Here is a 14,424-nt window from a genome sequence, read left to right on the forward strand (position 1 = left end):
CGGTTCCTGGTCAGATGGCGGTGGTTTCGCCGATGGCGATCTGCTCGCGCATCGATTTGATGATGCCGGCATAGTCCGGCTTGCCGAAGATGGCGGAGCCGGCCACGAAGGTGTCGGCGCCCGCGCGGCGGATCTCGGCGATGTTGTCGATCTTGACGCCGCCATCCACCTGCAAGACGATTTCCTGGCCGCCGGCCTGCGTCCAGGCGTCGATGCGGGCGCGGGCCTCGCGCAGCTTCGCCAGGGCGGCGGGAATGAAGCTCTGGCCGCCGAAGCCGGGGTTGACCGACATGATCAGGACCAGGTCGATCTTGTCCATCACGTAGTCCAGGTAGGACAGCGGGGTGGCGGGGTTGAACACCAGCCCGGCCTTGCAGCCGTTCTCGCGGATCAGCGACAGCGTGCGGTCCACGTGGCGGCTGGCGTCGGGATGGAAGCTGATGTAGTCGGCGCCGGCCTTGGCGAACATCGGGACCAGGTCGTCCACCGGCTCCACCATGAGGTGCACGTCGATGGGCACCGAGACGTGGGGACGGATCGCCGAACACACCATCGGGCCGATGGTCAGGTTGGGGACATAGTGGTTGTCCATCACGTCCACGTGGATCCAGTCGGCGCCGGCGGCGACGACGTTGCGGACTTCCTCGCCCAGGCGGGCGAAGTCAGCCGACAGGATGCTGGGGGTGATGCGGGTGGAGGCCGGTTGGGTAGACATGATGTTCGGGGTCGGGGAGGGCATAATGTGCCATTATTGCAGTTTGAGGCGCAGTACCGGGAATGGCCCGGTCCGGAGGGTCCGGGATCCGCGCCTGCTACACAGGGAAGGACTGTGAAACCTTACGACCTGAGCGTCTCTGTCTCTCCGCGCTTCGTGCCCGAACAGTCCGATCCCGGCGAACAGCAATTCGTATTCGCCTATACCGTCCGCATCACCAATACGGGCGAGCATCCCGCCCAGGTGATCAGCCGCCACTGGATCATCACCGACGGCAACCAGCGCGTGCAGGAAGTGCGCGGGCTGGGCGTCGTCGGGCAGCAGCCCCTGCTGGCGCCCGGCGAGACCTTCGAATACACCAGCGGCTGTCCCCTGCCCACCCCGGTGGGCACGATGCGAGGCACCTATCACTGCGTCGGCGAGAACGGCATCCCGTTCGAAGTGCCGATCTCCGAATTCGTCCTGGCCATGCCGCGCACCCTGCACTGAATGGCCCGGCTCCCGTCGTACGTTTTTCCTCAGCTCATGAAGCGCATTCTCAGTCTGTCCGTGCTGTCCGTATTGCTGGCGGCATGTTCCACGCCCTCCGACATCCCTCCCGAATCCGGCGCGCCTGGCACGGCCGGCAGCCGCTTCCCGGCCGACGGCCCGCTGGTGGTTCCGCCGCTGTCGGCGCTGCCCGACACCCCGCCGCGCGCGCTGGCGGGAAAGTTCAAGCCCGGGACCTGGGCCGAAATGCCCGGCTGGACCAATGATGATCTGTCGCGATTCTGGCCCCTTTTCCTGCGGAACTGCCGCGGCCTGATGCGTCCGACCTCCGGCAACCTGGCCGCGCCCGCGCGCGCCACGCCGCGGGCCTGGCAGCCGGTCTGCGCAGCGGCGGTGGATCCGTCCCGCGCGCCCGCCGCCGGCGACGGCGAGGCCGTGCGCCGCTTCCTGCAGACCTACCTCCAGCCCTGGCGCCTGAACGCGGCCGACGGCAAGCCGGCCAGCAACACGGTCACGGGCTACTACGAGCCCCTGGTGCGCGGTTCGCGCCGCCAGGGCGGCAACTACCAATGGCCGTTGTACGCCGTGCCGGCCGACCTGCTGACCATCGACCTGGGGTCGGTGTATCCCGACCTGGCGGGCAAGCGGGTGCGGGGCAAGCTGGACGGCAAGCGGGTGGTGCCCTACGACACGCGCGCCGCCATCGAATCGTCCGGCCGCCGCCCGCCCGTGGTCGTGTGGGTGGACGACCCGGTGGACAACTTCTTCCTGCAGGTGCAGGGATCGGGCCGGGTTCAGCTCACCGATGGCCCCGATACCGGCAAGACCATCCGCGTGGCCTACGCCGATCACAACGGCCAGCCCTATGCGTCCATCGGCCGCTGGCTGATCGACCGCGGCGAACTGTCCGCGGACCAGGCGTCGATGCAGAACATCCGCGCCTGGGCGCAGCGCAATCCCAAGCGCGTGCCCGAAATGCTCAACGCCAATCCGGCCGTCGTGTTCTTCCGGGAAGAGCCCGTGGTCGATCCGGAACAGGGCCCGAAGGGGGCATACGCCATCCCGCTGGCGCCGATGCGCTCGGTGGCGGTCGACGCGAGCTTCGTGCCCCTGGGCACGCCGGTGTTCCTGGCCACCACCTACCCGGCGTCCGACCGGCCGCTGCAGCGCCTGGTGTTCGCCCAGGACACGGGCACGGCCATCCGCGGCGCGGCGCGCGCCGACTTCTACTGGGGCTACGGGGACGAGGCCGGCCAGCAGGCGGGCCGCATGAAGCAGCGCGGCCAGATGTGGGTGCTGTGGCCCAAGCAAGCAGGGGAGCCGACAGCAAGATGAGCCATCAGATCGTCGTTTGCGGGGCCGGCATCGTCGGCCTGTCCACCGCCCTGGCGCTGGCCCGCCGCGGCCAGCGCGTGGCCGTGCTGGCGCCGCGCGCCAGCGTGCCGGCGGCCGATCCCGACCGCTACCACCCGCGCGTGTACGCGATTTCTCCCGCCAGCCAGCGTTTCCTGGCCGAATTGGGCGTCTGGGACGCCATGCCCGCCTCGCGGCTGATGCCGGTCAGCGCCATGGAGATCCACGGCGACGCCGACGGGCAGGTGAATCTCAACGCCTGGCAGGCGGCGCTGCCGCAGCTGGCATGGATCGTCGAATCCGGCGAAATCGAACGCGTGCTGATCCAGGCCGTGCGCATGTTCGGGATCCCCTGGCTGGAAGACCGCTGCACGGGATACCACGCCGGCACGGTCGAAACGGAAAGCGGGGCCCGGATCCAGGCGGAGCTGTTCGTGGGCGCCGACGGCGCGGCCTCGCCGCTGCGCACGGCGGCCGGCCTGAAGCACGAGTCCCAGCCCTACGACGATACGGGGCTGGTGGTGCACCTGGATGCTGAGCATCCGCACCAGGGAACGGCCTTCCAATGGTTCCGCGACGATGGCGTGCTGGCCCTGCTGCCGCTGCCCGACACGGCGGATGGCCCGCAGGTCTCCATGGTCTGGTCCATGCGCAGCGAGCGGGCCCAGGCCTTGCTGGCGCTGCCGGCTGCCGAGCAGGCAGCGCGCCTGGAGGCCCTGCTCGCCGACGCCGCCGAAGGCCGCCTGGGGGCGCTGAAGGTCCGCAGCAAGCTCCACGGCTTTCCCCTGACCCTGGAGCGCGCCCAGATGGTCGCGCCCGGCATTGCGCTGGCGGGCGATGCGGCGCACCGCCTGCATCCGTTGGCCGGCCAGGGCCTGAACCTGGGCCTGGGCGACGTCGAAGCCCTGGCGCGCACGGTCGCCGGACGCGAACCCTACCGCGAAGCGGGCGACCTGAGGGTGCTGCACCGTTACCAGCGCGCTCGGGCCGAGCCGGTGCTGGCCATGCGCCTGGCCACCGACGGCCTGCACAAGCTGTTCGCCTCCCGGGCGACGCCGCTGGTGTGGCTGCGCAACGCCGGCATGCATTGGGTAGAGCGCGCGCCCCTCATCAAGCGCCGCCTGATCGCCGGCGCCTCGACCAACTGACGCCAAGGAAAGGGGCGCCTGCCCGCCGGGCGGCGGCCACGGAAGTGGAACCTTGGATGATGGCGGGCGTCTCACTTTAAGACGGTTCTGCCGGGCCGGCCCTTGGGGGGATCGGTTACGCTTCCCCGGAAGAACACGATAGACAAGTACAGGAGTACTGATGAATTTCCGCATATCCGCCGTCCTGGCGGCTGGTTTCCTGGCCGCGGGGCTGGGCGTGTCCACCGGCGCGATGGCGCAGGACGGCAAGTCCGTCTCCACTCAATCGCAGGGCCTGCCCGCCAAGGGCGACAAGGTCTACTCGACGACCCAGGCGGCGCCGGCCGATCCCGCGGCGGACGCCGTCAAGGAACGGTTCAAGCAGCGTTTCTCCGGCATGGACGTCACCGCCGTGCGCCGCACGCCTTATGGCCTGTTCGAAGTGCAGCTGGGCATGGACATGATCTACACGGATGAGAAGGTCACGTGGGTCATGGAAGGTCCGCTGATCGACGCCATGACGCGCCGCGACGTCACGCGGGAATCCCAGGAACGCCTGAGCGCCGTCACGTTCGACCAACTGCCGCTGGAACTGGCCATCAAGCAGGTCAAGGGCGACGGTTCGCGCAAGGTGGCGATTTTCGAGGATCCCAACTGCGGCTACTGCAAGCAGTTGCGCAAGACGCTGGAAGACGTCGACAACCTGACCGTCTACACCTTCCTCTATCCCATCCTGTCGCCCGACTCCAAGGTCAAGGTGCGTGACGTCTGGTGCGCCAAGGACCCCGGCGCCGCCTGGGACGACTGGATGCTGCGCGGCCGGAAACCCGCCACCGCCGAGTGCGACGTGCCCGAGGACAAGCTGCTGGCCCTGGGCCAGAAGCTGATGGTGCGGGGCACGCCCACCCTGTTTTTCGCGGACGGCTCGCGCACCAGCGGCGCGCTGCCCCTGGAACAACTCAAAGCCCGCTTGAACTGACCGGCGCCATGAGCGCCGGCCGGGAGGCTGGCGCCACAGGCGCCACGCCACCCGGAGACAGCACTTGAAAATCGCAATACTCGACGATTACCACGACGTAGCCCGGCGCTATGCGGACTGGACCTCGCTGGGCGGTGACGCCGAGGTGCAGATCTTCAACAATTTCATCCCGCCCGAACAGGTCGAGGCTTCGCTCGAGGCCTTCGACGTGATCGTGGCCATGCGCGAGCGCACTCCGTTCCCCGCGGAACGCATCCGGGCGCTGCCCAATTTGCGCCTGCTCATCACCACGGGCATGCGCAACAACGCCATCGACATGCAGGCCTGCGCCGAGCAGGGCATCATCGTCTGCGGCGCGCCCGGCAGCGCCGACGCCAACACCGCCACGGCCGAACTGGCCTGGGCGCACATCCTGGGCTTGTTCAAGCACCTGCCCGCCGAAGACGCCGCCATGCGGCGCGGCATGTGGCAGACGGCCATGCCCGAGCCGCTGGCGGGCAAGCGCCTGGGCGTGCTGGGCCTGGGCAAGCTGGGCGCCGCGGTGGCCAAGGTGGGCCTGGCCTTCGGCATGGATGTGGTGGCCTGGAGTCCCAACCTCACCGACGAGCGCGCCGAGGCCGCCGGCGTGAAGCGGGTGGACAAGCACGAGCTCTTCGCCACGTCCGACGTCATCAGCCTGCACCTGATTCTTTCCGAACGCAGCCGCCACGTGGTCGACGCCGCCGCGCTGGCCGCAATGAAGCCGACGGCCTACCTGGTGAATACCTCGCGGGCAGGCCTGGTGGACCAGGAAGCGCTGATGGACGCGCTGGTGAAGTTCCGCATCGCCGGCGCGGGGCTGGACGTCTATCCCGAGGAGCCGCTCTCGCCCACGGATTCCGTGCGGGACCTCGACAACGTGATCCTGACTCCCCACCTGGGCTACGTCAGCCGCGAAAATTTCGAGGCGTTCTACCAGAACGCGCTCGAAGCCGTGCAAGCGTGGCACGCGGGCAAGCCGATACGCGTACTGAACGGGTAAGCAATGCCGCCGGGCGCCAGTGTCAGGTACTCGACGGTGGGGCAAGTATCAGACAGTCGAGACGATGAGGCAGGTGTCAGGCAGTCGAGACGGTGAGGCCAGTGTCTGACACCCTCTGACCACCCGTATGGACCGTGACGGCATCGCCCCAGGGTGTCAGACACGGAAGTCTCACCCCCGAGAGAACACCACCTTCTTCTCGATGATGGCGCCCGGCTCTTCGGCCTGGGGCGTGTCGCCGCAGGCTTCGGCGCCATCCTCTTCCGGATCCACGGCGTCGAACGCCGTGTCGCCGTTGGCGTCCGGCACGCCCGTGGGTTTCAGGCCCACGAAGTCGAACAGGTCGCGGTCCATCAGGTGCGAGGGCACCACGCGTGAAAGCGCGTTGAACACGTTCCAGGAGCGGCCCGGGTGCTGCCTGTCCCATTCCTTGATCATCCGGCCGACTTCCTTGCGCTTCAGGTTTTCCTGCGAGCCGCAGAGATTGCACGGAATGATGGGGAACTGCTTGAGTTCCGCATAGGCGATCAGGTCGGTTTCCGGCACATAGGCCAGGGGGCGGATCACCGTGTGGCGGCCGTCGTCGGACACCAGCTTGGGCGGCATGCCCTTGGCCTTGCCGCCATAGAACAGGTTCAGGAAGAAGGTGCCCAGGATGTCGTCGCGATGATGTCCCAGCGCGATCTTGGTTGCTCCCAGTTCGGACGCCACGCGGTACAGGATGCCCCGGCGCAGCCGCGAACAGAGCGAGCACATGGTCTTGCCTTCCTCGAGCACGCGCGTGACGATCGAATACGTGTCCTGGGTCTCGATGTGGAAGGGCACCCCCAGCTCGGTCAGGTAGCGCGGCAGGATGTCGGCCGGGAAGCCCGGCTGCTTCTGGTCCAGGTTGACCGCGATCAGTTCGAACTTGAAAGGCGCGCGCTTTTGCAGCTGTAGCAGGATGTCCAGCAGCGCGTAGGAGTCCTTGCCGCCCGACAGGCACACCATCACGCGGTCGCCGTCCTGGATCATGTTGTAGTCGGACAGGGCGCGGGTGGTCTCGCGGGCAAGCCGCTTGGTCAGCTTGTTGCCTTCGTGGCGGGCTTTCTTTTCTTCGGCTCCGGTAAGGAGGCCGGGGGATGCGATGTCGTTCATGGTCAGCGCGTGATCTGGATTTCCACGCCTACCGCCGCACAGTCGGAAAAGGCCATGGGCTTGCTGATGCGCAGGCGCAGCGCGCGGATTTCCTGGAAGTCGGCGAGCAGGCGCGCGGCAACCTGCTCGGACAGGGTTTCGATCAGGTTCACGTGGGCATGCGTGCATTCCTCCACGATGGCCTCGCGCAGGCGGCGGTAGTCCAGCACGCTGTGGATGTCGTGGTCGTCGACCTCGCGCTGGATGTCCACGTCGAAGTCGGCGTCGACATGCAGGGGCTGGGTGGCGCGGCGTTCGTGCTCGAGGATGCCGATGCGGGCGTCGAGCGCGAGCCCGGAAAGGATGATGCGGCGTGTAGGCATGATGAAAACCTGGGTGGGGTAGCCGGGAATTGTAAGGCGGACGCGGGACGAGGGCGGTCCGCTGGCTACAATCCGGCCATGTCCGGGCGCCCGCGAGGCGCCGGCGCAGTCAATAAGGGGTGAAATGCAACAGATGCACGATTCGGTCATTGTAGGCGGCGGCCCGGCCGGCGCCTCCTGCGCCCTGTGGCTGGCCAGGCTGGGCCTGTCCCCGCTATTGGTCGAGGCCAGCGCCCGGCTGGGAGGGCTGGGCAACGAGAACCCGTTCGCCGACGACTGGATCGCCGTGCTGCCCGGCGTCACCGGGCAGCAGGTGGCCGCCAATATAGCCGAGAGCGTGCGGGCGGCCGGCGTGCCGCTGCGCCTGGAAACCCGCGTCACCGGGGTGCGTCCCTGCAAGGGCGGCATCGAGGCCACCCTTGCCGGCCCGGGCGGGGCCGAGACCCTGGCACGGGCGCGCACCCTGGTCATCGCCTCCGGCGTTCGGGCCAAGGGCTTGCCGGACCATCCTGCGGGGGCCTCCTGGCCCGGCGTGCTGATCGGCCCCGGCTCGCCCATCGTGGCGCAGGACTATTCCGGCCTGTCCGTGGCGGTGCTGGGCGGCGGCGACAACGCCTTCGAAAATTACGTCTATGTGCGCAACCGCGGGGCGCGCGCCGTCCATCTCTATGCCCGCAGCGTCCGCGCCCAGCAGCAATGGGTCACGCGCGCCGGCCGCGACGGCGTGAGCATCGGCCCGTACAAGGTCGACCCGGCCGCGCGCACCGTCGACGGCCGCCGGTACGACCTGATCCTGGTTTTCTACGGCTGGGAGCCCCAGGCCGGCTTTGCCGACAGCCTGCAACTGGCGCGCGACGAGCGCGGCTACATCCGCACGGATTTCGCCACCGCCGAAACCAGCGTGCCGGACATCTACGCCGTGGGCGAAGTGGCCAACCGCATGCATCCCTGCGTGGTGACCTCCATGGCCGACGGCGTGGTGGCGGCCAAGGCCATCCAGCGGCGCTGGGAGCGGGCCGGATCGTAATCGGGCCGTGCCCGCCGCGCAGGCGGCGTTAAGCCCAGGCGAAGCCTCTCCTCCAGATTGGAGAATGGTCATTTGCCAGCGCGGCGCACACACTCTGTGCCACAAGTTGATCGAACAATGATCGCATTGGGAGACAGACATGTTGCACGCGCACCGCTGGCTGGCCGTCGGCGCGATGGCCGCCGCCTTGGCAGGCCCGGCCCATGCCGCCTGGCCTGAAAGGCCGATCACACTCATCATCCCGGCCTCGCCCGGCGGCACCACCGATATCTCCGCGCGCCTGATCGCGGACAAGCTGGGCGCCAGGCTGGGCCAGCAGGTCATCGTGGAGAATCGCGCGGGCGCGGCCGGCATCATCGGCGCGCAGGCGCTGGCGCGAGCCAAGCCCGACGGCTATACGCTGCTGATGGGCAACATCGGCCCCAACGCCATCAACTACGCGCTATACAAGACGCTGCCCTACAAGCCCGCCGATTTCGCGCCGGTCACGCTGGTGATCTCGGTGCCCAACGTGCTGGTGGTGAACGAGGCCTCGCCCGTCCGCACGGTGGCGGAGCTGAAGGCCGAGGCGCTGCGGGATCCTTCCAAGGTGTCCTTCGGGAGCTCGGGCGCCGGCCAGTCGCCGCATCTCTCGGCCGAACTCTTCAAGCAGCGCGCGGGCATCTCCGGCACGCACATCCCGTACAAGGGCGCGGGGCCGGCCGTGGCCGCGCTGCTGGGCAGGCAGTTCACCTTCATGATCGACAACCTGCCCAGTTCGATGCCGTACATCCAGTCCGGCAAGCTGCGCGCGCTGGCCGTCACCAGCGGCAAGCGCCTGGCGGAATTGCCTGACGTGCCGACCATGGCCGAGGCCGGCGTGCAGGACATGGTGGTCACCGCCTGGTTCGGCCTGGTGGCGCCCGCGGGCACGCCGGACGGCGTCGTCGACAAGCTCTACGCCGCCACGCGCGATATCGTCCGCAGTCCCGAGATCAGAGAACGCTTCAAGGCCATGGGCGGGCAGGCCGGCGGCAACACGCCGGCGGAATTCTCGGCATTCATCGACCAGGAGCGCGCGCGCTGGAAACAGATCGTGGATGCGGCCGGGTTGGCGCAGGAGCAATAAGTGATCGACAAGATTCAAACATCCATGGCCGAGGCGGTGGCGGTGATCCCCGATGGGGCGTCGGTGCTGGTGGGAGGCTTCGGCGAGGCCGGCGTGCCCTACGAGCTGCTGCATTGCCTGGCGGAGCTGGGGCGGCGCGACCTGACCATCATCTCGAACAACGCAGGCACCTTCGAGCGCGGCATCGCCGCTTTGCTGATCCGCAAGCAGGTGCGCAAGATCATCTGCTCTCATCCGCGCCCGCCCAATTCCGAGGCCTTCGCGCGCGCCTACCGGGCCGGCGAGGTCGAACTGGAATGCGTGCCGCAGGGCACGCTGGCCGAGCGCCTGCGCGCGGCTGGCGCCGGGCTGGGGCCGTTCTACACGCCTACCGGCTATGGCACCGAACTGGCCGAAGGCCGCCGCCAGGAAGTGATCGACGGCGTGGGCTATGTGCTGGAACAGCCGCTGCGCGGCGACTACGCCTTGATCCGCGCGCATCTGGGCGACCGCTGGGGCAACCTGATGTACCGGCACGCCGCGCGCAATTTCAATCCCGTGATGTGCATGGCGGCGGGCCACGCCATCGCGCAGGTCGATGAAGTGGTGCCGCTGGGCGCCTTTGCGCCCGAACAGGTCATGACGCAGGGTATTTTCGTGAAGTCCGTCGTGCGGGTGGAGGCCTGATATGCAAGAAACCATAGGCTTGACCCGGCAGCAGATCGCCCGGCTCCTGGCCGGCGACATCCCGGACGGCTCCATCGTCAACCTGGGCATCGGCATGCCGACCCTGGTGGGCGACTATCTCCCGCCCGACAAGGACATTCTCCTGCACAGCGAAAACGGCATCCTGGGCATGGGCCCGGCCGCCAGCGGCGAGAACGTGGATACGGACCTGATCAACGCCAGCCGCCAGCCGGTCACGCTGCGGCAAGGCGCGTCGATCACCGAGCACACCGTTTCGTTCGCCATGATGCGCGGCGGCCACCTGGACTACGCCGTGCTGGGAGCGTTCCAGGTATCGGAGCGGGGCGACCTGGCCAACTGGAAGACCGATGCGGCCGACGCCATCCCCGCCGTGGGCGGCGCGATGGACCTGGCCGTGGGCGCCAGGCAGGTGCTGGTCACCATGGAGCACCGCGGCCGCGACGGCGCTCCAAAATTGCTGGAGCGATGCACGTACCCGCTGACGGGCAAGGGCGTGGTGACTCGCATCTATACCGACCTGGCCGTGATCGACGTGGCTCCGGAAGGCTTCCGCGTCCACGCGATGGCGTCCGGCGTAGATGAAGCATTCCTGCGTTCCGTGACCGGCGCGCCGCTGTATTTCCCGGCGGCGCCCCTGCGTATCGTGCTGGAGGCCGACGGCACGCCGCGCTACGCCTGACGCGTGGCGCTTCCCGCCCGATCCCGGGCCAAGGAGACCCTGATGATCCGTTCCATACTGGCCGCGGCAACGCTCGGCATGCTGTGCATGGGCGCCGCGCAGGCCGCGCCCGCGTATCCCGACAGGCCGATCACCTTGCTCATCCCTTATCCGCCCGGCGGCAGCGCGGACATGCTGGCGCGCCCGTTGGGCGCGGAACTGCAGAAGAAGTGGGGCCAGCCCGTGGTATTGGAATACAAGCCGGGCGCGGGCGGCGCCATTGCGTCCGCGCAGCTGGCGCGCGCCAAGCCCGATGGCCATACCCTGCTGATGGTGCTGGCGGCCCACACGATCAACCCCAGCCTGTATCCCTCCCTGCCTTACGATACGCGCCGCGATTTCGCGCCGGTGTCGCTGGTCGCCACCTTGCCGATGCTGGTGGCGGCGCCCTTGACGACCCCGGCCGACACCATTGGCGAGCTCATCGCCTACGGCAAGAGCCATCCCGGCAAGCTCAGCTTCGCTTCCGCGGGAAATGGCAACACCAGCCACCTGGCCGCGGAAATGTTCAAGAACCAGACCGGCGCGGACATGATGCACGTGCCTTACAAGGGCAGCGGCCCGGCCGTGGTGGCCCTGTTGGGCGGCGAGGTGTCGCTGATGTTCGACAGCATCTCCACATCGCTGCCGCAAGTGCGGGCCGGCAAGCTGAAGGCGATTGCCGTCACGGCGGCGCGCCGTTCGCCCCTGCTGCCCGACGTGCCGACGGTGGCCGAAACCGTGCCGGGCTTCGTGGTGAACGGCTGGTACGGCGTGCTGGCGCCTGCTGGCACGCCGCCCGCGGTCGTCGATACCCTGAGCCGCGGCATCGCCGAGGCGCTGGCCGTGCCGGCTCTGAAGCAGCAGGTGGAGGGATACGGCTATGAAACCGTAGGATCCACACCGGCCGAATTCGCCAGCCACATCGACCGCGAGCTCGCAACCTGGAAGAAAGCGGTCGAGACGTCGGGCGCCAAGTTGAACTGATGCTTCAGGCCGTCAGCACGCACTCCAAGGCTTCCGGCGCGGCCAGCTTCACGCGGAATGCGCGCAGCTCGTCGCGGCGGAACACGTGCACCGTCACCCTGTCGCCCGCCCGGTATTGCGCCAGGAGCAGGTCGAGGCCGGCCGGCGCATCCACGCGCAAGCCGTCGATCGCCACCAGCACGTCGCCGGCCGACAGCCCGCCCTTGTGCCCGGCGCCGCCTTCCAGCACCGTTGCCAGCGCCAGCGAATCGCCCTGCTTGCGGGTGCGCACGTCCAGCGACGGGATATTGGCCGCGGCTTTCCATTGCAGCGTGACGCCTTGCGGCTCCAGCAGCTCCGCCAGCGGAACGTCGGCCGTGCCATAGGCATGCCTGGCGATGAAGCGGCGGGTATCGACGCCCGTGGCTTCCTGGATGAGCGCGGGCAGGCCGTCTTCGGGCAGGCCCTGGGGCTTGCCCCGGTAGAAGTCCCGCCCGTAGCGCTCCCACAACAGGCGCATGACGTCGTCCAGCGAACGCGCGCCCGCGCTTTCGCGGCGGATCAGCAGATCCAGCCCCAGCGCCACGAGCGCGCCCTTGGTGTAGTAGCTGACCAGCGCGTTGGGGGAGTTTTCGTCCTGCTTGTAATAGCGCGTCCAGGCGTCGAAAGAGCTCTCCGCCACGGATTGCTTGCCGCGGCCCGGCGTGCGGGCCACGCTGGAGATGGTCTTGGCGAGCAGCCGCAGGTAGTCGGGCCGGGTGATGGCGCCCGAGCGCAGCAGCAGCAGGTCGTCGTAATAAGAGGTGAAGCCTTCGAATACCCACAGCAGCCGGGTCAGGTCGGGCTGCGTCAGATCGTAGGGCGCGAACGCTTCCGGCTTGATCCGCTTGACGTTCCAGGTATGGAAGTACTCGTGGCTGACCAGGCCCAGGAAGCCGCGATAGCCCTCGCCCTGGCCCTGCTGCCCCAGGACGGGCAGGTCCTTGCGCGCGGTCATCAGCGCCGTGCTTGCGCGATGCTCCAGGCCGCCGTAGCCGTCGCCCGTGACCATGGTCATGAAGACGTAGCGGTCCGCGCTGTCCAGGAAGGGCGCGCGCTGGGTCCGGGGTTCGAAGAAGGCAATCTGCGTCTCGCAGATCTTGCGCACGTCCTCGGTGATGCGGGCCAGGTCCAGGTTGGGCGCGACGCCGGTGAACACCAGTTCGTGCTCGGCGCCGTGCGCCGTGAAGCTGGAGACTTGCGGCGTGCCCATTTCGACGGGGTGGTCGATCAGCGCGTCGTAGTCCGGCGCCAGGTACAGGCCGAAGCCGTGGCGGCGGGCCGCGCCCTGGTGGCCGCGGGCTTCCGGCAGGCTGGTGTAGACCTTCCAGCCATCGATGCCGCGCGGCGGTGCCAGGTCGACCAGGCAGGGCAGGTGGTCCTGGCCGTGCACGCGCAGGAACACGCTGGTGCCGTTGAAGAAACCGTGGGTCTCGTCAAGGTGCGCGCCGCGCACCGACAGGTCCCAGGCGTAGACCACATATTCCACCCGCAGCGGGCCGTCGCAGGGCGCGGCCTGCCAGGTGTGGTTGTCCGTCTTGTCGACCGGCACGCGGCGCGAGCCCGAATAGGCCGCCAGCGATTCGATCTGGCGCGAGAAATCGCGGATCAGGTAGCTGCCCGGAATCCAGGCCGGCAGGGACAGGCGCTGGCCGCCGGGAGAGGGCGCGGGGATGGTTAGGGTTATCCGGTAGCGGTGTCCGGCGGGATCATGGGGCGCGAGGCGGTAAAGTAGCGGCGGGGCTTGGTCTTTTTCCATAGCCATATCTTACTTTCATACAACTTCGGAGACATGCAATGAGCGAGTCGTTTGTGCTGGTCGAAACCCGGGGCCGCGTCGGCCTGCTGACGCTCAACCGCCCCAAGGCGCTGAACGCGCTGAACGATCAACTGATGGATGAGCTCGGCGCGGCGTTGCTGGCTTTCGAAGCCAATCCCGACATCGGCGCGGTCGTCATCACCGGCAGCGAAAAAGCGTTTGCCGCGGGCGCCGACATCGGCGCGATGAAAGACTGGTCGTACATGGACGTATACGGCGGCGAATACATCACCCGCAACTGGGAAACGCTCAAGCGCATCAGGAAGCCCGTGATCGCGGCGGTGGCCGGCTATGCGCTGGGCGGCGGCTGCGAGCTCGCCATGATGTGCGACATCATCATCGCGGCCGACACCGCCAAGTTCGGCCAGCCCGAAATCAAGCTGGGCGTGATTCCTGGCGCGGGGGGCACCCAGCGCCTACCGCGCGCGGTGGGCAAGGCCAAGGCCATGGACCTGGCCCTGACCGCCCGCATGATGGGCGCCGAGGAAGCCGAGCGTGCCGGCCTGGTGTCGCGCGTGGTCGCCGCCGACAAGCTCATGGAAGAAGCCCTGGACGCGGCCACCGTCATCGCCTCCATGTCCCTGCCGTCGGTCATGATGGCCAAGGAATGCGTCAACCGGGCTTTCGAAGGCTCGCTGAACGAAGGCCTGCTGTTCGAGCGCCGCGTCTTCCACTCGCTGTTCGCCACCGAAGACCAGAAGGAAGGGATGGCTGCTTTCACGGAAAAGCGCAAACCGGAATTCAAACACCGTTAAGGTTGGTTACGACGGCGCAGCCCCCTCGGGGGCCGCCAGCACGCTTGGCGAGCGTAACGTCGGCAGCATCCGCAGTCTCCATAAGAATGGCCGGCCCGCCGCCGGGCCGCCCCAAGGCGGGCCAGTGTATGGACCGGGGACAT

General features: G+C 68.2%; 15 protein-coding genes. 11 read left to right on the forward strand and 4 right to left on the reverse strand.

The window, feature by feature from the left end; all coding sequences use genetic code 11:
- Positions 1–10: 10 nt before the first annotated feature.
- Complete coding sequence (gene rpe / locus JL37_RS03690; protein ID WP_043542072.1) at positions 11–739, reverse strand: ribulose-phosphate 3-epimerase; 729 nt, start codon at positions 737–739, stop codon at positions 11–13.
- 90 nt (positions 740–829) lie between these two features.
- On the opposite strand from rpe, the gene apaG reads away from it, so the two are divergent.
- The 5 genes from apaG to JL37_RS03715 all read left to right on the forward strand — a co-directional run bounded on the left by apaG (position 830) and on the right by JL37_RS03715 (position 5,684).
- The gene (apaG, locus tag JL37_RS03695) at positions 830–1,204 is read left to right on the forward strand and encodes a Co2+/Mg2+ efflux protein ApaG (protein WP_006392509.1); all 375 of its coding nucleotides are present in this window, start codon (positions 830–832) and stop codon (positions 1,202–1,204) included.
- Positions 1,205–1,240: 36 nt separating this feature from the next.
- Positions 1,241–2,539: a murein transglycosylase A gene (locus tag JL37_RS03700; protein ID WP_043542076.1), complete on the forward strand. Its 1,299-nt coding sequence runs from the start codon at positions 1,241–1,243 to the stop codon at positions 2,537–2,539.
- Positions 2,536–3,705, forward strand: coding sequence for a UbiH/UbiF family hydroxylase (locus JL37_RS03705; RefSeq protein ID WP_043542077.1), 1,170 nt, complete (start codon positions 2,536–2,538; stop codon positions 3,703–3,705). Before JL37_RS03700 ends, JL37_RS03705 begins: the two co-directional genes overlap by 4 nt.
- 160 nt (positions 3,706–3,865) lie before the next feature.
- Positions 3,866–4,663, forward strand: coding sequence for a DsbC family protein (locus JL37_RS03710; RefSeq protein ID WP_043542078.1), 798 nt, complete (start codon positions 3,866–3,868; stop codon positions 4,661–4,663).
- A 64-nt stretch (positions 4,664–4,727) separates the two neighbouring features.
- On the forward strand, positions 4,728–5,684 hold the full coding sequence (locus JL37_RS03715; RefSeq protein ID WP_043542081.1) for a D-2-hydroxyacid dehydrogenase family protein: 957 nt from the start codon (positions 4,728–4,730) through the stop codon (positions 5,682–5,684).
- Between the two features lie 171 nt (positions 5,685–5,855).
- On the opposite strand, the gene ttcA is transcribed toward JL37_RS03715, so the two are convergent.
- On the reverse strand, positions 5,856–6,821 hold the full coding sequence (ttcA, locus tag JL37_RS03720) for a tRNA 2-thiocytidine(32) synthetase TtcA (protein WP_052096835.1): 966 nt from the start codon (positions 6,819–6,821) through the stop codon (positions 5,856–5,858).
- Between the two features lie 2 nt (positions 6,822–6,823).
- Positions 6,824–7,183, reverse strand: a complete 360-nt coding sequence (gene folB, locus JL37_RS03725; RefSeq protein WP_043542083.1) for a dihydroneopterin aldolase — start codon at positions 7,181–7,183, stop codon at positions 6,824–6,826.
- 124 nt (positions 7,184–7,307) lie between these two features.
- Between folB and JL37_RS03730 the strand changes: the two genes are divergently transcribed.
- From JL37_RS03730 to JL37_RS03750, 5 genes are all read left to right on the forward strand, one after another.
- Entirely contained in the window at positions 7,308–8,210 is a 903-nt protein-coding gene (locus JL37_RS03730) for an NAD(P)/FAD-dependent oxidoreductase (protein WP_043542084.1), read from the forward strand.
- Positions 8,211–8,349: 139 nt separating this feature from the next.
- The gene (locus tag JL37_RS03735; protein WP_043542085.1) at positions 8,350–9,318 is read left to right on the forward strand and encodes a tripartite tricarboxylate transporter substrate binding protein; all 969 of its coding nucleotides are present in this window, start codon (positions 8,350–8,352) and stop codon (positions 9,316–9,318) included.
- Positions 9,319–9,984 (forward strand): 3-oxoacid CoA-transferase subunit A, encoded by a 666-nt coding sequence (locus JL37_RS03740; protein ID WP_043542090.1) that lies wholly within the window; start codon positions 9,319–9,321, stop codon positions 9,982–9,984.
- 1 nt (position 9,985) lies between these two features.
- Positions 9,986–10,684, forward strand: a complete 699-nt coding sequence (locus JL37_RS03745; RefSeq protein WP_043542092.1) for a 3-oxoacid CoA-transferase subunit B — start codon at positions 9,986–9,988, stop codon at positions 10,682–10,684.
- Between the two features lie 42 nt (positions 10,685–10,726).
- Positions 10,727–11,689 carry a tripartite tricarboxylate transporter substrate binding protein gene (locus JL37_RS03750; RefSeq protein ID WP_043542093.1) on the forward strand — a complete coding sequence of 321 codons (963 nt, stop codon included), beginning with the start codon at positions 10,727–10,729 and terminating at the stop codon, positions 11,687–11,689.
- A gap of 4 nt (positions 11,690–11,693) precedes the next feature.
- Here JL37_RS03750 and JL37_RS03755 read toward each other — a convergent pair whose 3' ends face one another.
- A complete protein-coding gene (locus JL37_RS03755; RefSeq protein ID WP_043542095.1) occupies positions 11,694–13,466 on the reverse strand; it encodes a M61 family metallopeptidase in 1,773 nt (590 codons plus the stop codon).
- Between the two features lie 38 nt (positions 13,467–13,504).
- Between JL37_RS03755 and JL37_RS03760 the strand changes: the two genes are divergently transcribed.
- On the forward strand, positions 13,505–14,281 hold the full coding sequence (locus JL37_RS03760) for an enoyl-CoA hydratase (protein ID WP_043542097.1): 777 nt from the start codon (positions 13,505–13,507) through the stop codon (positions 14,279–14,281).
- Positions 14,282–14,424 lie beyond the last annotated feature (143 nt).

Origin of the sequence: Achromobacter sp. RTa, assembly GCF_000757485.1 — a bacterium.
Classification (GTDB): Bacteria; Pseudomonadota; Gammaproteobacteria; order Burkholderiales; family Burkholderiaceae_B; genus Achromobacter.